Consider the following 19,669-nt stretch of genomic DNA (forward strand, 5'->3'; position numbering starts at 1 on the left):
GCGATAGACATCGTGAACAGTACAGACCCTTTCAGTGTACGCAGCGGCCATCGGCTCACGCGGTGAGCGGGTCTAGCATCGCCACATCGCACGTCACCCTCGCACCATCTGGAGACCGCTCATGACCCTCGTCGAATCCGCGCCCACGTCCGCCGTCACCGGGGGCCCGAGCCTGCCGCAGGAACGCCGCCTCGTCACCGCCATCCCGGGACCGAAGTCGATCGAGCTGATGAGCCGCAAGACCGAGGCCGTCGCGGCCGGCGTCGGCGCCACCATCCCGATCTTCACCGCTGCAGCCGGCGGGGGAGTCGTCGTCGACGTCGACGGCAACTCGCTCATCGACCTCGGCAGCGGCATCGCCGTCACGGGCGTCGGCAACTCGAACCCGCGCGTCGTCGTCGCCGTCGCCGAGCAGCTCGAGCGCTTCACGCACACCTGCTTCACTGTGGCGCCCTACGACTCCTACGTGGAGGTCGCCGAGGCCCTCAACCGTCTCACCCCGGGTGACTTCACCAAGCGCAGCGCCCTGTTCAACTCGGGCGCCGAGGCCGTGGAGAACGCGGTGAAGATCGCCCGCCACTACACGCGCAAGCAGGCCGTCGTGGCCTTCGACCACGCCTACCACGGTCGCACCAACCTCACGATGGGCCTCACGGCCAAGAACCAGCCGTACAAGAACGGCTTCGGCCCGTTCGCCCCCGAGATCTACCGGGCACCGCTCTCGTACCCGTTCCGTGACGGCGGACTCGACGGCGTCGAAGCCGCCGAGCGCGCCATCCTGCAGATCGAGAAGCAGATCGGCGTCGAGAACCTCGCCGCGCTGATCATCGAGCCCATCCAGGGCGAGGGCGGCTTCATCGTTCCCGCCGACGGCTTCCTGCCCACCCTGCTCGCCTGGACCCGCGCCAACGGCGTCGTGTTCATCGCCGACGAGGTGCAGACCGGCTTCGGCCGCACCGGCCAGTGGTTCGCCAGCGACGCCGAGGGCGTCGTGCCCGACATCATCGTGACAGCGAAGGGCATCGCCGGCGGCCTCCCGCTGTCGGCCGTCACCGGTCGCGCCGAGATCATGGACGCAGCCCAGGTCGGCGGCCTCGGCGGCACCTACGCCGGCAGCCCGATCGCCTGCGCCGCGGCCCTCGCCACCATCGACGCCTACGAGAACGACGGCCTCATCGAGCGCGCTGCCGCCATCGGCGAGGTGCTGCTCGGTCGCCTCGGCGAGCTCGCGGCATCCGACCCCCGGATCGGAGACGTGCGCGGTCGCGGGGCCATGGTCGCCATCGAGCTGGTCGACCCGGCCACGGGAGCTCCGGATGCCGCCCTGACCGGCCGCGTCGCGGGCGCTGCCCACAAGGCCGGCGTCATCGTGCTCACCTGCGGCACCTACGGCAACGTCATCAGGTTCCTGCCACCACTCACGATCGGCGACGACCTGCTGCTCGAGGGTCTCGGCGTCATCGCCGACGCGCTCGCAGCCGACGCCGGGGCGGTCGCAGCATGAGCGCCACGGTGACGGCATCGCGCGAGGCCGAGCTGCTCGCATCCGTTCCCCACCAGCTCTTCATCGGCGGCGAGTGGACGGATGCCGCAGGCAGCGCCACGCTCGACGTGCGGGACCCCGCCACCAACGCCGTCATCGCGACGATCTCCGACGCCTCGGTGGAGGACGGCGCCCGCGCCCTCGACGCCGCCGTCGCCGCCCAGGCCGACTGGGCGGCCACCGCGCCCCGCGTGCGCGGCGAGATCCTGCGGAAGGCCTTCGACCTGCTGCAGGAGCGCAAGGAGGACTTCGCCCTCCTCATGACTCTCGAGATGGGCAAGCCCCTCGCCGAGGCGCGCGGAGAGGTCGCCTACGGCGGCGAGTTCCTGCGCTGGTTCAGCGAGGAGGCGGTGCGCATCAGCGGTCGCTACGGACTCAACCCCGAGGGCACGGGCCACATGCTCGTGTCGCAGCAGCCCGTCGGGCCCTGCTTCCTCATCACGCCGTGGAACTTCCCCCTGGCGATGGCGACGCGCAAGATCGCGCCGGCGCTCGCCGCTGGTTGCACCGTGGTCGTGAAGCCGGCCGAACTCACCCCGCTCACGACGCTGGCGTTCGTCGCGCTTCTCGTCGAGGCCGGCCTGCCCGCCGGAGTCGTCAACGTGATCACCACGTCGACGTCGTCGGCCGTCTCCGGTCCGATCATCGCCGACCCGCGCCTGCGCAAGCTCAGCTTCACCGGCTCGACCGGCGTCGGCCGCAAGCTCATCGAGCAGGCGGCCACCGGCATCCTCCGCACCTCGATGGAACTCGGCGGCAACGCCCCGTTCGTGGTGTTCGAGGATGCGGACCTCGACAAGGCCGTCGACGGCGCGATGCTGGCGAAGTTCCGCAACATCGGCCAGGCCTGCACCGCCGCCAACCGCTTCATCGTGCACGAGGCCGTGGCTGCCGAGTTCGGCGCCAAGGTCGCCGAGCGCGTGAAGGCGATGGCCGTCGGCCGCGGCACTGAGGACGGCGTGACCATCGGCCCGCTCATCAACGACGCAGCGGTCTCGACTTCATTGGACCTGGTGACGGATGCAGTGTCTCGCGGCGCCTCCGTTCTCACCGGCGGCAGCGCGGTCGACGGCGAAGGCAGCTTCTTCGAGCCGACGGTCCTCTCCGACGTACCGGCCGACAGCCGGATGCTCCGCGAGGAGATCTTCGGTCCTGTGCTGGGCATCTCGACGTTCAGCGACGAGGATGAAGCTGTGCGCCTCGCGAACGGAACGGAGTACGGCCTCGTGTCGTACGTCTTCACCGAGAGCCTGGCGCGCGGACACCGCATGATCGAGCGCCTCGAGACCGGCATGATGGGCCTCAACGTCGGCGTCGTCTCCAACGCGGCCGCGCCGTTCGGCGGGGTCAAGCAGTCGGGCATCGGCCGCGAGGGCGGGCTCGAGGGCATCCACGAGTACCTCTCGACGAAGTACACGCTCATCCCCGTCTCGTAGTAATAACACCGCAGCACACCCCGCTCGCCGAGGGCCGAGCGCAGCGACCGCCCGAAGCGCGCACCACGAACGCTTCGGCCGCGACTGCGTCGGGCCACAGCGGGCGGGGCTGGAAGGAACACACGCACCATGCAGAAGATCGAACGCGACGTCGTCGTGATCGGAGCCGGAGCATCCGGACTCACCGCCGCCTCCGAGCTGCGCAAGGCAGGCCTCACGGTCGCCGTGCTCGAAGCCCGCGACCGCGTCGGGGGCCGCCTCTGGACTGACGACATCGACGGCGCCACGCTCGAGATCGGCGGGCAGTGGGTCTCGCCCGACCAGGACGCCCTCATCGAGACCCTCGAGGATCTCGGGCTCGACACCTACGAGCGCTACCGCGAGGGACTCAACGTCTACATCGGCCCGACCGGCGAGAAGCGCACCTTCGAGGGCGAGATCTTCCCCGTGGCCGCCCAGACCGAGCAGGAGATCGTCACCCTCATCGAGAAGCTCGATGCTCTCGTCGCCGAGATCGATCCCGATCAGCCGTGGGCGCATCCGCTCGCCAAGGACCTCGACGAGATCTCGTTCAGCCGCTGGCTCGAGACGCAGACCGAAGACGAGGAGGCGCGCGAGAACATCGGCATGTTCATCGCCGGCGCCATGCTCACCAAGCCCGCGCACGCGTTCTCGGCACTGCAGGCGCTCCTGATGGCGGCATCCGCCGGCAGCTTCTCGAACCTCGTCGACGCCGACTTCATCCTCGACAAGCGCGTGGTCGGCGGTCTGCAGCAGGTCCCCCTGCTGCTCGCCGAGCGCCTCGGCGACGACGTGCACCTGAACTCCCCCGTGCGCACGCTGCGGTGGGGGTCGGATGGCGTGACCGCCATCAGCGAGACCGTGGAGGTCAGCGCCCGCTTCGCCGTGCTCGCGGTGCCGCCCATCCTGATCAGCCGCATCTCCTATGAGCCGCCGCTCCCGCGCCGCCAGCAGCAGTTGCACCAGCACCTCTCCATGGGCTTCGTCATCAAGGTTCACGCCGTGTACTCGACGCCGTTCTGGCGCACCAACGGCCTCTCGGGCACGGCGTTCAGCCCCTACGAGCTGGTGCACGAGGCCTACGACAACAGCTACCACGGCGACCCACGCGGTACTCTCGTGGGCTTCGTGGCCGACGAGGCGGCCGACGGCGTCTTCGCGCTCAACGAGGAGGACCGCAAGCAGGCGATCCTCGAGTCGCTGTCGCACTACTACGGCGACGAGGCCCTCACCCCCGAGGTGTTCTACCTGAGCGACTGGGGCAGCGAGGAATGGACCCGCGGCGCCTATGCCGCGAGCTTCGACATGGGAGGCCTGGCCCGCTACGGCGCAGACCTCCGCACCCCCGTCGGGCCCATCCACTTCTCCTGCAGCGACCTGGCCGGCAAGGGCTACCAGCACGTCGACGGAGCCATCCGCATGGGCATCGAGACCGCTGCCGCCATCGTGGAGCGAGCGGGCGCATGAGTGCCGCGCCCCGCATCGTCGCCGGCTACACAGCCGACGATTCCGGGGCCCTGGCCCTGGCCGGACGCCTCGCCCGCGCCAGCGGTGCGCTGCTCGAGGTGGTCATGGTGCTTCCGAGTGAGGCTCGCAACGCCTCGGTGCCGACGGATTCCGGCTACGAGCGCTTCCTCAAGGAGCAGTCGCGCACCTGGCTGACCACGGCGTCGCGCGCCCTCGGCGACGACGTCGAGCGCGCCCTGCACATCCGCTACGCCGAATCGTTCGCCGAGGGGCTCATTCAGGCCGCACACGAGTTCGGCGCCAGGCTCATCGTCGTGGGCGCCGCCCGTGGCGGCCTGTTCGGTCGGTCGCGCATCGGCTCGGTCGCCGATGAACTGCTGCACTCCGCCGACGTGCCCGTCGCGCTGGCGCCGGCCGGATCGCGCGAGGTGCCCCTGGATCTGGGCGTCACGCGCATCACGACGATGATCGGAACGCGTCCGGGGGCGGATGCGCTGCTCGAGGCATCCGTTCGCCTGGCCCGTCAGACCGGGACGCCGCTGCGGCTGCTGTCGCTCGCCTCGATCGACCTGCCTGCGGGCCTCGACGAGCACCTGGCCGCCCTCACCGGAAGCGCCCACGCCGAGGAGGTGCTCGACGAGGCCCGCCGTGCACTTCCCGAGGGCATCGCGGCATCGGCCGCCACGGCCGCGGGCTCGAGCATCGAGGACGCCGTGCGCGCCCTCGACTGGGAGCCGGGCGAGATGGTGCTGGTGGGCTCGAGCCGGCTCGCTGCACCCCGGCACCTCTTCCTCGGTTCGACAGCCGCCAAGATGCTGCGCGAACTCCCCGTCCCCATGATCGTGGTGCCCCGCACCACCGCCTGAAAGAGGCAGCAATGACGCACTCCTCAGACCCGCAGGCACCGCTCACAGCGGCCAGCGCCGCCATCCCCGGCACGGCTGCCGGCAGTGAGACCGCGAAGAGGGGCAAGGGCCTGAGCGCGGGCTCGGTCGGCCTCATCGGCGCCATCGTCATCGGCATCTCGTGCATCGCCCCGGCCTACACGCTCACGGCGGCGCTCGGCCCGACGGTCTCCGAGGTGGGGGTGCAGGTTCCCGCCATCATCCTGGTCGGGTTCATCCCGATGCTGCTCGTGGCCTTCGGCTATCGCGAGTTGAATCGACGGATGCCGGACTCGGGCACGTCGTTCACCTGGGCGACCCGGGCGTTCGGGCCGTGGGTGGGCTGGATGGCCGGATGGGGCCTCATCGCGGCGACCATCCTCGTGCTGTCGAACCTCGCCGGCATCGCCGTGGACTTCCTGTTCCTGCTGATCTCGCAGATCGCCGGCAACCCCGACATCGCCGAGATCGCGATGAACCCCTTCGTCAACGTGGTGACCTGCCTGCTCTTCATGCTGGGCGCGACGTGGGTCTCCTATCGCGACATGCAGACCACCCAGAAGCTGCAGTACTGGCTCGTGGGGTTCCAGGTTCTGGTGCTCGTGCTCTTCTCCGTGGCGGCCCTGGTGGAGGTGGCCAACGGCAACGCCTTCGACGCCACGGCCATCGAGCTGTCGTGGTTCAACCCGTTCGCCATCGAATCGTTCAGCTCCTTCGCCGCCGGCCTCTCGCTCTCGATCTTCATCTTCTGGGGCTGGGACGTGACCCTCACGATGAACGAGGAGACCAAGGGCTCGTCGAAGACGCCGGGCCAGGCCGCCACCATCACCGTCGTCACGATCGTGATCCTCTACCTGCTCATCGCCGTCTCGCTCATCGCGTTCGCCGGCGTCGGCGACGGGGAGTTCGGCCTCGGCAACCCCGACATCCAGGACAACGTCTTCTTCCACCTCGCCGGCCCCATCCTCGGCCCGCTCGCGGTGCTGGTCTCGCTGGCCGTGCTCACCAGCTCGGCGTCGAGCCTGCAGTCCACCTTCGTCTCGCCTGCCCGCACCCTGTTGGCCATGGGCCACTACGGTGCCCTGCCCGAGAAGTTCGCGAAGGTCAGCCCGCGGTTCTTCACCCCGGGCTACGCCACCATCGTGTCGGCCGTCGTGGCGTCGGTCTTCTACACGGTGATGCGCTTCCTCAGCGAGAACGTGCTGTGGGACACCATCACAGCGCTCGGCATGATGATCTGCTTCTACTACGGCATCACCGCGTTCGCCTGCGTCTGGTACTTCCGCGCCCAGTGGTTCCGCTCGGTGCGGAACGTGTTCTTCACCCTGCTGTTCCCGCTCATCGGCGGCGTCATCCTGGGCGTGCTGTTCTTCACGACGCTCATCGACAGCATGGACCCCGACTACGGCAGCGGGTCGTCGGTCGGCGGCCTCGGCCTGGTGTTCGTGCTCGGCATGGTGGTGCTGCTCGGCGGCGTCGTCGTGATGCTCTGGCAGTGGCACAAGCGGCCGGCCTTCTTCCGCGGCGAGACGCTGACGGCTGCGGAGGCCGAGACCGCGGAGGAGCCCGTGCACTGAGGGCCGAGCGCAGCGACCGCCCGAAGCGTTTCCCAGACGGCCGCAGCTCGGGTGCGCTTCGCCCGCGGACTCCGTCCGGGTCTCGGCGAGCGGGTGGGCGCGGACTCCGTCCGGGGCTCAGCGGACGGGCCGGCTCCGCGTCGCCCGCCGCAGGATGCCCGCGAGACCGGCCACGAGCAGCAGCCCGCCGAGGGCGAGCACGGCGTAGAGCGCGAAGGTGCCCGGGGTGAGCGTCTCGAGCCACGACGAGAAGTCCTGACGGCGCTCGAGGTCGGTGACGATCACGAGCAGCACGGAGGCGATCGCAGCTAAGGCGAGTCCCCAGACGATGGCGGCCCAGCGGATGACGGGCCCGGCCGGCACGGACGCCGCCGGCGCCGGTGAACCGAGCGTCGTGGTCGCGGCATCCGGAGCAGCGGCATCCGTCGCCGTCGGGTCGAAATCGTACGGCGTGGTCGGGTTCGAGTCTGTGCTCATGGTCGTTGCCCCTCGGGATTGGTGACCCGGATTCAACCGGTCGGTCCGTGAACGGTGGTGGCGGCTCTGCGTGTCCTGGTCGTCGCTCACGGTCGGTCCTCCTCGTGGATGGTGACCTGGATGCCGCCGGTCAGGCCGTGGATGGTGATCGCGGCGTCGGGCGCTGTGCCGATGCCCGGGCTCTCGCCGACCACCCCGACGAGGTGCATGTCGCCGTCGGCGTCGGTCACCCGGCTGAGCTCCTGCCCGTTCGTGTACTCGCCGTCGGCGCCGACGGTCCACACCGAGGAGTAGCCCGAGGCGAGCTCGGCGTCGATCTTCACCGCGGCTCCGTCGTAGACGTCGAGGTAGACGTTGCCGGCCCCCAGGGTGATGTCGACCTTCTGCGTGCCGGCCAGCGCCGCTGTGCCGGCGTCCGCCGTGATGAACGCGGTGCCGGCCGGAATCAGGTAGCTCGCCGATCCGTCGAGCCCGATGGAGTTGTCGCCGAGGAGCAGGTGGTCGGTGCGGGGGACCGCAGCCGACCCGATCGCCAGCAGCAGGGCGGCGATCGTCACGAAGGCGAGGAAGCCGCTGCGTCGACGGAGCAGCCCGGCGACGATCATCGAGATCGCCGACACGAGGGCGGCGACGGCGAGTCCGATCGTCACGGCGTAGGCGCCGTTCACCCCGTCGAGTGCGGTGATCGCGGCGATCGATCCGGCCACGAGGCCGGCGCCGAGGGTGGCGACGATGTAGGCGAAGCTGGTGCGAGGTCGGGTGAGCTTGCGCACACGCCTGGCCTCCTCGGCGCGGGCCGTGAACGCTGCGGCCCAGGCCTTGTTGTCGGCGACGAGCTGCGCACGCGCCGCGCGGTTGGCGTCGGCCTGCGACTGCCGCCACGCCGCGTGGTCGACGCGCCAGGCGGCGTGCTGGGCCTTCCATGCCTCGTACTCGTCGGTGCCGGGGTCTGTGCCGGCCGGCTGCGCCGGGGCGACGGGCTCGGTGGCGTCGGGGGCGGCATCCGTCACCGGAGTGGTCTGCGTCGGGTTCGTGGCGCCGGATGCCGCGGCCACGGTGGGCGCGCCGTAGACCGGGGCCGTGCCTGCGGCGGCTTCGGCCTCGTACTGCGCGAACGCAGCCTCGGGCGAGGTCGAGGCGGAGCGCGACGCCAGGTCGGAGGTGCGGTTGCGGCGCACCAGCCAGATGATGAGGGCCGTGACGGCGCCGATGAGCGCGATGGTCCAGAGGAAGCGGATGCCGTAGACCCAGGGGCTCGACGACCAGAAGCTGCCGTACTGCATGTCGTTCCAGGCGTCGCCGTAGAACGGGTCGCCGCCGATGGCGAAGGGCGAGAGGCCGAGCAGCACGAGGATCGCGATGCCCACGAGGGCCTTGTCGAAGACTCCGCGCAGCAGCTGTTCGAGGTGGATGCGCCCGGTGAGGTCGGGCAGCAGCAGCCAGGCGAGGCCGTAGAGCAGGAAGACGGGTACGCCGAACAGGGCGCACACGACGAGAACGCCGCGCACGATGATGGGGTCGATCGAGAGACGGGCGCTCACTCCGGCGGCCACGCCGCCGAGCCAGCCCGGCAGGCGCGGAACGCCGAGCGAGCGCATCCAGCCGAAGAAGCCGGTGTCGGGGGCGGATGGTGCTGCTCCGGACGAGGGTGCGCCTGAGCTGCCTCCGGCGCCGCCGCCTCCGCTGCCGCCGTCGGGGCTTGCGTTGCCCAGGTCGCCGTCGTCGCCCGGGATGCGGCCGGCGGATTCGCCCCCCGGCGATCCGCCGGCCGTGCTCCCCGCGGCTGTGTCGGCAGTGCGTGCCGAGGCATCCGTGGGGCTCATGGCAGTCGACGCCGCATCCGCCGTGCCGCTTCCCGTGTCCGGTGCCGCGGACTCGGAGCCGGACGATTCTTCTGATGGGGTCTGTTTCACTGCCATGACTCGATGGTGCCGCCTCGAGCACTCGGCTCGCTATCAGGTACGACCCTGACCGCACCCTGACTTCTCCCGGCCGTCCTCCCGGGGTCGACCATCGCGTGATTGGATTCAGGGGTGTCCACAGCATCCGCCCGCCGTCTGAACGCGCAGAACGCGCGGTCGGGCGCTCCCCGCGGCGCCGGCCCCGTGCCTCCGCTCGTGCGAGACCGTGACTGCTACGTCGCCGGGGTCGCCGGGGGACTCGCCACGCACCTGGGCTGGTCGCCGCTGCTGGTGCGCGTCATCTTCCTCGTCACGGGGCTGGTCGGTGCCGGAGTGCTGCTCTACCTCTGGCTCTGGGCATTCACCCCGTGGGCTGAGCCGACGGATGCCGCCCCTCGCGTCACCCGTCGGGCCCCCGTCGCCTGGATCCTCGTCGCTCTTGCCATCGGCGGCGCCGCCACGGCCATCGGCCAGGCTCTCACCACCTACGAGGTGCGCGTCGGCGGCGCGGTTCCGTGGATCCCGACGGTCGTGGTCACGGTGCTCCTCGCGGTGGCCGCCGGGGCCTGGACGAGCTTCATCGACCGCCGCGACCCCGAGCGCGGCCGCCGCACGGAGGTGGCCGTGCGGCTCGTGGCAACCGGTGTTCTCACCGTGCTCGCCGTCGTGCTGCTCACGGGTCCGAGCGCCGCGCAGAGCCCGACCGTCGTGTTCCTCGCGGCGCTGTTCGTGGTCATCGGCATCGGGCTGCTCTACGCGCCGTCGCTCGTGACGCTCTGGAACGACCTCACCACCGAGCGCGTCGCCCGCATCCGCGACGAGCAGCGCAGTGCGATCGCGGCGCACCTGCACGACTCCGTGCTGCAGACGCTCGCCCTCATCCAGAACCGCGCCGGCGCCTCGAGCGAGGCCGGCCGCCTCGCCCGTGCGCAGGAGAGGGAGCTGCGCAGCTGGCTGTTCGAGGGCGACTCGCCCGCCGACAGCGACCTGGCCACCGACCTGCGCGACTTCGCGTCGGCCCTCGAACTCGACTACCCCGTGCACATCGAGGTCGTGGCCGTCGGATCGTCCACCGAGCGCGCCAGCGGCGAGCTCGCAGCGGCCGCGCGCGAGGCCATGCTCAACGCCGCTCGGCACGCCGGGGGCGACGTCTCGGTCTACATCGAGGGCGCGGCGACGGCGGTCGACGTGTTCGTCCGCGATCGCGGGCCCGGCTTCGATGTCGCATCCGTCGCCTCGGATCGTCTCGGCGTTCGCGAATCGATCATCGGACGGATGCGGCGGGCCGGCGGCCGCGGCACCGTCGGACCGGGCGCCGGCGGCGTGGGCACCGAGGTGCACCTGCGATTCGAGACCGGGGAGGCAGCGCGTGGCTGAGCAGATCACCGTGGTCGTCGTCGACGACCACTCCATCTTCCGCTCGGGGCTGCGGGCCGACCTTGACGACTCCGTGCTGGTGGTGGGTGAGGCCGACGACGTCGACTCCGCCATCGCCGTCATCACCGCGGCGGCTCCCACGGTGGTGCTGCTCGACGTGCATCTTCCGGGGGGAACGGATGCCGCCTCCTCCGGTGGCGCCGAAGTCATCAGGCGCACGGCGGCGCTGGTGCCCGGCACGCGCTTCCTGGCGTTGAGCGTCTCGGACTCGGCGGAGGACGTCGTGGGAGTCATCCGTGCCGGTGCCCGCGGGTACATCACCAAGGGCAGCTCGGGGTCGGACGTGAGTCGCGCCGTTCACGCCGTGGCCGGCGGCGACGCCGTCTTCTCGCCGCGGCTGGCCGGTTTCGTGCTCGACGCCTTCGGTGCCGCGGGTGGCGAGATCGCGTCGACGGATGAGGAGCTCGACAGGCTGTCGGCCCGCGAGCAGGAGGTGATGCGCCTCATCGCCCGCGGCTACGCCTACAAGGAGGTGGCAGCGACGCTGTTCATCTCGACCAAGACCGTGGAGACCCATGTGTCGAGCGTGCTGCGGAAGCTCCAGCTGTCGTCGCGACACGAACTCACGGCCTGGGCGACGGCGCGCAAGCTGTTGTAGCTGTAGCTGTAGCTGTAGCTGTAGCTGTAGCTGTAGCTGTAGCTGTCGCTGTCGCTGTCGCTGTCGCCGTGGCTGCGGCATCCGCGGCTCGGGTCATAGGGTGATGGCATGCTCATCGCCAGCCTCGTCATCCTCTCCATCGCGGCCCTGATCCACGTCTACATCTTCGTGCTGGAGTCGGTGCGCTGGACCGAGCCGTCGACGCGCAAGACGTTCGGCACCACCGCCGAGACCGCCGAGATCACGAAGGGCCTCGCCTTCAACCAGGGGTTCTACAACCTGTTCCTGGCGATCATCCTCGCCATCGGCGTCGTCTTCCTCGCGGCCGGCTCGCTCGAGATCGGTGCAGCGCTCGCGTTCGCGAGCGCCGGGTCGATGGTGGCCGCCGCGTTGGTGCTCATCCTGTCGGACCGCACCAAGGCCCGCGCCGCGATGGTGCAGGCGACGGCGCCGCTGCTCGGCCTGGTGCTGCTGCTCATCGCCCTGGCGCTCTGAGCTCCACTTGTCGATTGTGGCGGGCTGGGGCATCCGTCACCCGACCACAACTGACAAGTCGACTACCGCCCCCGCCACCCGCGGGCCCGCAACTGCCGTTCGATGCGACGGATGAGGCCGCCGACGTCGGCGAGATCGTCGGCGTTGACCCTGATCACCGTGTAGCCGAGCGACTCGATCTCGGCGATCCGAGTCATGTCGCGCCTCCACTGAGACTTGTCGCGATGATGATCGCCCTCGTATTCCAACACGATCGGGTAGTCGGCGAAGAGCAGGTCGACGCGGGCCACGAATCGCCCGTTCTCATCGACGAGATCGACGTTCGGCAGCACCGCGGGCAGGCCGGCTGTGATGGCTACCACCCGGAGGATCGACTCCTGCGGTGACTCGGAGCGCTCGCTCAGCAGGGGAATCGCTCTGTCGAGCAGGGCGCGCCCGCGCCGACGTCCGAAGGCGTCGACAGCGCTCGCCAGGGCGGCTCGGGTGCAGGTCGGTCGCCTCCGTCGGATCAGTTGATCACCCGCAGCGACGAGGTCGGGAAGCTCGACCACAGCGGCGAGGTCGCACCAGGTGCGAGGGGCCGAGGTGATCAGGATGCCCGCGATGGTGACGAGCTGCGTGGGATCGACGTCGACTTGGCGTCCCCGGATTCCCCTCCGACGGGGTGCCGTCCGCGGTGGTGGCACTGCGACGTCGAGGCCGCGCTCCACCTGGGTCGCTAACGAGTACGGCAGTGGCATGTGCCACAGCAGTGCAGCGGTGGGTCCGATCAGGAACGCACCGTTGGGCAGGATGCGCATCGCGAGTTCACAGCGGGCCAGAAGGTCGAGGTGGAGCTGTGACGGGACGCGGGTGCCTCGGAAGGGAGTGGCCAGATCGCGAGCTCGCGTTCGACCACGAGACAGGCCCGCTTCAGTGGCATCAGCCAGGGTGAACCCGCGCCACGCCAGCGGCTCAGGAAGAGGCTTCGGGCGGGACATGCGCCGAGTGTCCCAGCCGGCCCATCTCTCCGGTCGCTGCTGTCCACAGCGTCGATCGACTTGCCAGTTGTGGCTGGGTTCGGCATCCGTCACCCGACCACAAGTGACAAGTCGACCTCGGCCGCCGGAGCTACAGCAGGCCCAGCTCCATCGCGCGTGTCACAGCGCGGGTGCGGTCGCTCACGGCGAGCTTCTCGAAGACGTGCAGCAGGTGCGTCTTCACCGTGGCCTCGCCGATGAAGAGTGCGGCCGCGATCTGCGGATTGCTGTGCCCTGCCGCCACCAGCTTCAGCACCTGCAGCTCGCGCGCCGAGAGCCGTGGCGTGTCGGCGGCCTCCGGGGCCGGCGTTCCTGACCGCACCCGCTGCACGAGCATGGCTGCGATGTTCGGGGCGAGCACAGTCTGGCCCCGGGCGACGGCTCGCACGCCCTCGATGATCTCGGCCTGGGGAGCAGCTTTCAGCAGGTAGCCGCTGGCTCCGGCCTCGATCGCGCCGATGATGTCGTCGTCGGTCTCGTACGTCGTGAGCACCAGCACCCGCGTCGACCCGTCGGCGCCGCCCGCGGCCAGGATGCGCGCCGTCGCCTCCACGCCTCCGACGCCGGGCATGCGCAGGTCCATGAGCACGAGGTCGGGGTTCAGCTCGGCCGTCAGGCGCTGCGCCTCCTCACCGTCCGCCGCCTCGCCCACGACCTCGATGTCATCGGCCGTCGCGAGCAGACCCACGATGCCCGCGCGCACGATGGGGTGGTCGTCGGCGACCACCACACGAATCACGGGCTCAGTCTCCGGTTTCGCCATCCGCATCACCCTCCGCCATCGACGCTACCGGCAGCATGACGGTGAGGGTCGCACCACCGCCCGGCGTCTCGCCGACCGAGACGCTCCCGCCGACGAGGCCGACCCGCTCGCGCATGCCGGCGAGGCCGAAGCCGCCCGAGCCCTCGTCGGCCACTCCGGCGAGCCCCGACCCGTCGTCGCTGATGGTCAGAACGACGGCATCGTCGGCGCGTTCGATCCGAACTGAAGCCGTCGCCGCGCGGGCGTGCTTCCGCACGTTGGCGAGGCCCTCCTGCGTGCAGCGCAGCAGCACCACCTCGCGCTCGCGGTCGAGTCCGGTCGCGTCGACGGAGGCCTCGACGAGCACCCCGGTCTCGCGCTGGAAATGCGCGGCCAGCCGCTGGATCGCCTCGGCCAGGCTCGAACCCGACGGCACCGCCGCCATCGACGCCACCAGCGAGCGCGCCTCGGTGAGCGATTCGCGGGCGAGGGCCTCGATCATCTCGATGCTCTCGACGGCGCGCTCCGAGCCCTCGAGAGCCGCCACTTCACCGCGGGCGCGCTGTGCCACCATGACCAGCCCGGTGAGGGTCTGCGCGATGGTGTCGTGGATCTCGCGCGCCAGTCGCTCGCGTTCGCTCGAGACGCCAGACTCCCGGGAGAGCGCCGTGAGCTCGCCCTGCGCAGCCTGCAGGTCGGCGAGCAGCTGCGCACGCTCCTCCCCGTAGGCGGCGATGCGGGTGATCCAGAGGCCGAGCGCGAGCGAGAACATGACGGACAGCGCGGCGATGGCGATGCCGTTCGCGAGCCCGCCCATGCCGTAGCGGGCGGTGTAGCCCACGACGACGGCGGAGCCGATGAGCAGGTTCGCGAACACGGCGCTTCGCGTGTTCGTCGCGATCGACCAGACGTAGGGGTAGAGGAAGGTCTGCAGGATGGCGAACGACGGCTCGACGGCGACCCCCACGGCGAGCACCACCGCGAACAGGAGCACGGCCACGGCATCGTGCGGGCTCGGCGGGGCCATGATGCGCCAGCGCCCGTAGGCGAAGTAGACGACGAGGAACGCAGCGGCAGCCGCCCAATCCGTCCAGTCGGCTGCGCCGGGCGACGAGGCTATGACGGAGATGCCCGCGACAACGAGGGCGACCGCGACCGCGGCGAGGTCCCACCAGCGTCGATTCTGCACGGCTCTACTCTGTCAGCCGGCGACAGCCCGCTCCGAGATCCGCGTCAGGCATCCTTGCGGATCCAGCGGAACGTGAGGCGACTCAGCACCAGCCCGATGACCAGCCAGACCAGCAGGGCGATGGCGACTGCGCCGAGGTCCCACGACCCGCCCACCTCTAGCGCCTGGAAGTCCTCGGGCAGGAACACGGCGCGCATGCCCTGCGCCATCCACTTGAGCGGGAAGATGCTCGCGATGTTCTGCATCCATTCGGGCAGCAGGTAGAACTGCAGGTAGACGCCGGAGATGAACTGCAGGATCAGCACGATCGGGATGACGACGGCCGTGGCGCTGCGGCCGGAGCGTGGCAGGGCCGAGAGGGCGATGCCGAGGAACGCCGAGGTGATGATGCCCAGGACGAACACCCAGGCGAAGGTGGCCCACGACGAGAGCTCTGTGGGGAGGGCGATCCCGAACACGGTTCCCGCCACCAGCAGGAGGAGTCCCGCCTGCAGGATGCCGGTCACGAACACCTGCCCGATCTTGCCGAGGAAGTAGCTCACCGGGGACAGCGGGGTGCCGCCGAGACGCTTGAGCGTGCCGTCGCCCTTCTCGCCGGCGATGTCGACGGCGAGGTTCTGCACTCCGGAGAGCAGGATGCCCGCCGCGACCATTCCGGGAAGGTAGTAGGCGCCGACACTGATGCTGGTGGTGCCCGGTCCGGCGCTCACGTCGCCGGAGGAGCTGAATGCCGTCGTGAAGATGCCGAGCATGATCAGGGGGAACAGGAACGTGAAGAACACGGCGTCGGGCGACCGGAAGTACCCGACGGTCTCGTAGCGGACGCGGGATGCGCCCAGGCTGACGATGCTCATGCCAGCACCGCCTGGGCCTCGGCCTGCGATTCCGCGACGAGGCGCAGGTAGATGTCCTCCAGGCTGGGGCGGATGACCTCGAGCTCGGGTGGTTCTGAGCCGAACTCCGCGCACAGGGCGCTCACGAGAGCGCCGGGCTCGGTGGTGCGGCGTTCGCGCATGCCGTCGCGGTCGCGCCAGCGGACGCGGGGGATGCGGGCGTCATCGCCGCCGATCTCGTCGAGGCGTCCGATGTCGATGTGCTTGCCGCCGGCGATCACTCCCACCCGGTCGCTCAGCTGAGCCGCCTCATCGAGGTAGTGCGTGGTGAGCAGGATCGTCGTGCCCTCGGACTTCAGCAGCCGCACGAGAGTCCAGAAGTCGCGCCGGGCCTCGGGGTCGAAGCCCGTCGTCGGCTCGTCGAGGAACAGCAGCTCCGGCCGGCCGATGATGCCGAGGGCGACGTCGACCCGACGACGCTGACCGCCCGAGAGTCGGGTGATGCGGGTCTTCGCCTTCTCCTCGAGTCCGACGGCGGCGATGACCTCGTCGACGCTGCGCGGGTTCGGGTACAGGCCCGCGAAGTGCCGCAGCTGCTCCGACACCGTCATCACGCCCGATTCGCCACCGGACTGCAGCACGATGCCGAGACGGGCCTTCCACGCCAGACCGCCCTTGCCGGGGTCGATGCCGAGCACGCTCACCTCGCCGTCGGTGCGGTCACGGTAGCCCTCGAGGATCTCGATCGTCGTGGACTTGCCTGCGCCGTTCGGGCCGAGCAGGGCGAAGGTCTCACCGCGGTGGATGTCGAAGCTCACGCCGTCGACGGCGTGGTGGTGCCCGTACTTCTTGTGCAGGTCGCGCACCCGCACGACGGCTTCAGGTTCGGTCATGCCCTCAGAGTGGCAGCGGCGGGCCTCCGGCGGCAGCCCCTCGATGGCTGATTCGCGGCATCCACCGGTCGGGGGATGCCACCCCTCCTGCCGACTCGCCCGGATTCGTCGCTACGAGGAGCCTCGGGGGCCGTCACAGCGACGAATTCGGGCGACTCGGGGAGAGGAGGGAGGGTGGGCTACTCGACGGGCGGTGCGATCAGCGCCGCACGCCGCCGCTCCAGGTACCGCCGCTCGGGGCCGGCAGGTGCGAGCGCGATGGCGGCGTCGTAGCGCTGGCCGGCGGCATCCGCTCGCCCGAGCCTCCGCAGGAAGTCCGCCTGGGCGGCAGGCACCAGGTAGTAGCCGTCGAGGGCTCCGGATGCCGAGACCTCGTCCACCGCGGAGAGGCCGGCCTCGGCACCCTCCGCCATGCCGCGCGCTATCGCCGCGTTCAGCGCGACGACTGGCGACGCATCCGCTGCGGCCAGACCGGCGTACAGCGCGGCGATGCGTCGGTAGTCGGTCGCGTCGGCGGACGCGGCCGTCGCATGGCAGGCGGCGATGGTCGCCAGCGCCTGGTAGCGATCGGGTTCGGGCTCCAGCCGGTAGGAGGCGTCGAGCGCGTTCAGTCCGCGCCGGATGGCCAGCGCATCCCAGCGCGACCGATCCTGGTCCTCGAGCGACACCAGCTCACCGTCGGCATCGGTGCGCCCGGCACGCCGTGCGTGCTGCAGCAGCATCAGCGCGAGCAGCCCGTGCGCCGACGCAGACCGGGGCAGCAACTCGGTGAGCAGGCTGCCCACACGGATCGCCTCGGTCGAGAGGGCCTCGTCGTGGGCTGCGTCATCCGTCAGCGTGTAGCCCGCGTTGAACACCAGGTAGAGCACGGCCAGCACACCGCCGAGCCTTTCGTCGAGGAGCTCCGCCGGTGGCACGCGGTAGGGGATGCCGGCGTTCTGGATCTTGCGCTTGGCCCGCACCAGTCGTTGCGCCATGGTGGCCTCGGGCACGAGGAACGCCCGCGCGATCTCGGGGGTCGTGAGCCCGGCGACGGTGCGCAGGGTGAGCGCCACCCTAGCCTCGATGGCGAGCGCGGGGTGACAGCAGGTGAAGATGAGGCGCAGGCGGTCGTCGTCGATGTCGTGCCCGGAGTCGTGCTCGCGGTCGGGCCGGTCGAGCTCGTCCATCATCGCCACCTCCCTCATCTTCAGCGCCTCGTTCGCGGAGCGACGGATGCGGTCGAGCGCGCCGTTGCGCGCCACCGTCGTGATCCACGCCCCGGGGTTGCGCGGCACTCCCTCGACGGGCCAGCGCTCGAGCGCCTTGGCGAACGCGTCCTGCGCTGCATCCTCGGCCAGCGACCAGTCGCGGGTCACCCGGATGAGGCTCGCCACGATGCGCGACCACTCCGCCGCGTGGGCGGCGGAGACGGCTGCGGCGACGGTGCCCGGAATCGCGGCATCCGGAGTCGCAGCAATCGGAGTCGCGGCATCCGGAGTCGCAGCATCCGGAGTCGCGGCATCCGGAGTCGCCGCATCCGAGTTCGCAGCGTCGGCATCCCTCGTCACGCCAGCGGTTCCCCGTTCGCCTGAGCCAGCGGCCGCAGCTCGATGCGGCCGAAGCGTGCCATCGCGTGGGTGCGGGCGATCGCGATGGCCTCGTCGAGGTCGGCGCAGTCCAGCACGGCGAACCCGGCGATCCACTCCTTCGACTCGGTGAACGGACCGTCGGTGACGACCAGCTCGCCGCCGCGCACGCGCACCGTCGTGGCCTCGTCGGCCGGCCGCAGCCGCCGTTTGTCGAGCATCACCCCGCGTTGCTCGAGGTCCGCGTCCCACTGGGCGTAGTCGTCGTCGGCGGCCACGTAGGGCTCGCCCTCCGGATCCACCACGACGAACATGACGTACTGCATGAGGATCAGGCCCCCGAGTCCAGGCCGAGAGTCCAGAACTCGCGCACCTCGATGCGTCCGAACCGGGCCATCGGATGCCGCGACGCGATCTCGACGGCCTCGTCGAGCGAGGCGCACTCGAGGATGTCGAACCCGGCGATCCACTCCTTCGACTCGGTGAACGGGCCGTCGGTGACGAGCAGGTCGTCCCCGCGCACCCGCACGACGCGCGCGTCCTGCGGCTCACGCAGGCGATCGCCCACCACTCCCTTGCCGCTGCCGTAGACCTCCTTCACCCAGTCCTGGATGTCGTCCTGCTCGGCGTCGTAGGGCTCGGCCTCGGGATCGGTGGCCACGAACAACATGTAACGCATCTGGTGTCTCCTGCTCTCGTCGTCTGCACTGCGCGACCTCTCGTCACGCTACGTCAGTACGACGAACAGGGGAACGGGCGAATCGACAGCTCGGCCGGATCCGCGCCGGATTCGTCCCGCGAGTGCTACAGCGGCAGGACGAGCATCACACCGAGCACGATCATCACCGCCGCGATCACGCCGTCGAGGATGCGCCAGGCCCGCGGCGACCGCAGCACCCGCCCCAGGTGGCGCGCTCCGATGCCGAGTGCCGAGAACCAGATGACACTCGCCGCCATCGCGCCGGCAGCGAACCACCAGCGCTCGTCGGTGTAGCTGTTTGCCACGGAGCCCAGCAGGAACAGCGTGTCGAGGTACACGTGCGGGTTCAGCCAGGTGAGGGCGAGGGTCGTCGTGACGACGGCGGCGACGGATGCCGTCACTCGAGGCGCGCGTGTGGCTGTGGCGACGCCGACCGGGGAAGCGCCGCCGCTCGGTGCTGCGGCATCCGGAGTGGCATCCGTCGCCGCAGGATCGGTCGTGGCGCTCTCCGCCGCATCGACGAGGCCGCCCTCGCCGCTCCACGCCCGCCGCGCCGCGAGCACCCCGTAGGTGATGAGGAACGCGGCCCCGGCCCAGCGCACCACGACCACGAGCCATGGCACGTGCTGCAGTGCGGCGCCGATGCCGCTGACGCCCACGGCGATGAGCGCGGCGTCGGAGAGCGCGCAGATCGCGATGACGATGAGCACGTGCTCGCGGCGCATGCCCTGCCGCAGCACGTAGAGGTTCTGCGCGCCGATGGCGATGATGAGCGAGAAGCCGACGCCGAGACCGGCGAGCAAGGGCACGAAGGGGAGCATGGTGACGACGCTACGGGCCGTCGCCGCATCAATCCAGCTCAAGATTCTGCACCTGCATTAGCGTTGCT

The 19,669-nt window shown here is 70.4% G+C and carries 19 protein-coding genes; 8 read left to right on the top strand and 11 right to left on the bottom strand.

The genetic code is table 11. The features are described from left to right. Positions 1-121: 121 nt before the first annotated feature. The 5 genes from gabT (at position 122) to E4M00_RS11060 (ending at position 6,928) form a co-directional block, all read left to right on the top strand. On the top strand, positions 122-1,504 hold the full coding sequence (gene gabT, locus E4M00_RS11040) for a 4-aminobutyrate--2-oxoglutarate transaminase (RefSeq protein ID WP_135120595.1): 1,383 nt from the start codon (positions 122-124) through the stop codon (positions 1,502-1,504). Then, positions 1,501-2,979, top strand: a complete 1,479-nt coding sequence (locus tag E4M00_RS11045; RefSeq protein WP_135120596.1) for an NAD-dependent succinate-semialdehyde dehydrogenase — start codon at positions 1,501-1,503, stop codon at positions 2,977-2,979. Before gabT ends, E4M00_RS11045 begins: the two co-directional genes overlap by 4 nt. 129 nt (positions 2,980-3,108) lie before the next feature. Continuing rightward, the gene (locus E4M00_RS11050) at positions 3,109-4,467 is read left to right on the top strand and encodes a flavin monoamine oxidase family protein (RefSeq protein ID WP_135120597.1); all 1,359 of its coding nucleotides are present in this window, start codon (positions 3,109-3,111) and stop codon (positions 4,465-4,467) included. Then, positions 4,464-5,333 carry a universal stress protein gene (locus tag E4M00_RS11055; protein WP_135120598.1) on the top strand — a complete coding sequence of 290 codons (870 nt, stop codon included), beginning with the start codon at positions 4,464-4,466 and terminating at the stop codon, positions 5,331-5,333. Before E4M00_RS11050 ends, E4M00_RS11055 begins: the two co-directional genes overlap by 4 nt. An 11-nt stretch (positions 5,334-5,344) precedes the next feature. Next, positions 5,345-6,928 (top strand): APC family permease, encoded by a 1,584-nt coding sequence (locus E4M00_RS11060; protein ID WP_135120599.1) that lies wholly within the window; start codon positions 5,345-5,347, stop codon positions 6,926-6,928. Between the two features lie 117 nt (positions 6,929-7,045). Here the strand turns inward: E4M00_RS11060 and E4M00_RS11065 are convergent, their stop codons facing one another. After that, entirely contained in the window at positions 7,046-7,405 is a 360-nt protein-coding gene (locus E4M00_RS11065; RefSeq protein ID WP_135120600.1) for a hypothetical protein, read from the bottom strand. A gap of 86 nt (positions 7,406-7,491) precedes the next feature. Further along, positions 7,492-9,324, bottom strand: a complete 1,833-nt coding sequence (locus tag E4M00_RS11070; RefSeq protein ID WP_135120601.1) for a PspC domain-containing protein — start codon at positions 9,322-9,324, stop codon at positions 7,492-7,494. A gap of 114 nt (positions 9,325-9,438) precedes the next feature. On the opposite strand from E4M00_RS11070, the gene E4M00_RS11075 reads away from it, so the two are divergent. The 3 genes from E4M00_RS11075 (at position 9,439) to E4M00_RS11085 (ending at position 11,836) form a co-directional block, all read left to right on the top strand. Further along, complete coding sequence (locus E4M00_RS11075) at positions 9,439-10,683, top strand: ATP-binding protein (RefSeq protein ID WP_135120602.1); 1,245 nt, start codon at positions 9,439-9,441, stop codon at positions 10,681-10,683. Further along, positions 10,676-11,341, top strand: coding sequence for a LuxR C-terminal-related transcriptional regulator (locus E4M00_RS11080; RefSeq protein WP_056169200.1), 666 nt, complete (start codon positions 10,676-10,678; stop codon positions 11,339-11,341). Before E4M00_RS11075 ends, E4M00_RS11080 begins: the two co-directional genes overlap by 8 nt. A gap of 108 nt (positions 11,342-11,449) precedes the next feature. Next, positions 11,450-11,836: a DUF1304 domain-containing protein gene (locus E4M00_RS11085; RefSeq protein WP_135120603.1), complete on the top strand. Its 387-nt coding sequence runs from the start codon at positions 11,450-11,452 to the stop codon at positions 11,834-11,836. 62 nt (positions 11,837-11,898) lie between these two features. Here E4M00_RS11085 and E4M00_RS11090 read toward each other — a convergent pair whose 3' ends face one another. The 9 genes from E4M00_RS11090 to E4M00_RS11130 form a co-directional block, all read right to left on the bottom strand. Continuing rightward, positions 11,899-12,636: an endonuclease domain-containing protein gene (locus E4M00_RS11090; RefSeq protein WP_167756875.1), complete on the bottom strand. Its 738-nt coding sequence runs from the start codon at positions 12,634-12,636 to the stop codon at positions 11,899-11,901. Between the two features lie 310 nt (positions 12,637-12,946). Then, on the bottom strand, positions 12,947-13,594 hold the full coding sequence (locus E4M00_RS11095) for a response regulator (RefSeq protein WP_167756876.1): 648 nt from the start codon (positions 13,592-13,594) through the stop codon (positions 12,947-12,949). 4 nt (positions 13,595-13,598) lie between these two features. Beyond that, entirely contained in the window at positions 13,599-14,786 is a 1,188-nt protein-coding gene (locus E4M00_RS11100; protein WP_135120606.1) for a sensor histidine kinase, read from the bottom strand. Between the two features lie 44 nt (positions 14,787-14,830). Next, on the bottom strand, positions 14,831-15,640 hold the full coding sequence (locus E4M00_RS11105) for an ABC transporter permease (protein WP_135120607.1): 810 nt from the start codon (positions 15,638-15,640) through the stop codon (positions 14,831-14,833). Next, positions 15,637-16,512, bottom strand: coding sequence for an ABC transporter ATP-binding protein (locus tag E4M00_RS11110; RefSeq protein ID WP_135120608.1), 876 nt, complete (start codon positions 16,510-16,512; stop codon positions 15,637-15,639). Before E4M00_RS11110 ends, E4M00_RS11105 begins: the two co-directional genes overlap by 4 nt. Before the next feature lie 179 nt (positions 16,513-16,691). Then, positions 16,692-18,062 (bottom strand): RNA polymerase sigma factor, encoded by a 1,371-nt coding sequence (locus tag E4M00_RS11115; protein WP_240037050.1) that lies wholly within the window; start codon positions 18,060-18,062, stop codon positions 16,692-16,694. Then, positions 18,059-18,406, bottom strand: a complete 348-nt coding sequence (locus E4M00_RS11120) for a YciI family protein (protein WP_135120609.1) — start codon at positions 18,404-18,406, stop codon at positions 18,059-18,061. The genes E4M00_RS11115 and E4M00_RS11120 overlap by 4 nt, the downstream gene beginning before the upstream one ends. A 5-nt stretch (positions 18,407-18,411) precedes the next feature. Then, positions 18,412-18,759, bottom strand: a complete 348-nt coding sequence (locus E4M00_RS11125; RefSeq protein WP_135120610.1) for a YciI family protein — start codon at positions 18,757-18,759, stop codon at positions 18,412-18,414. A 125-nt stretch (positions 18,760-18,884) separates the two neighbouring features. Continuing rightward, positions 18,885-19,601 (bottom strand): LysE/ArgO family amino acid transporter, encoded by a 717-nt coding sequence (locus tag E4M00_RS11130; protein WP_135120611.1) that lies wholly within the window; start codon positions 19,599-19,601, stop codon positions 18,885-18,887. Between the last annotated feature and the right edge of the window lie 68 nt (positions 19,602-19,669).

Origin of the sequence: Orlajensenia leifsoniae, from assembly GCF_004570845.1 — a bacterium.
Classification (GTDB): domain Bacteria; phylum Actinomycetota; class Actinomycetes; order Actinomycetales; family Microbacteriaceae; genus Orlajensenia; species Orlajensenia leifsoniae.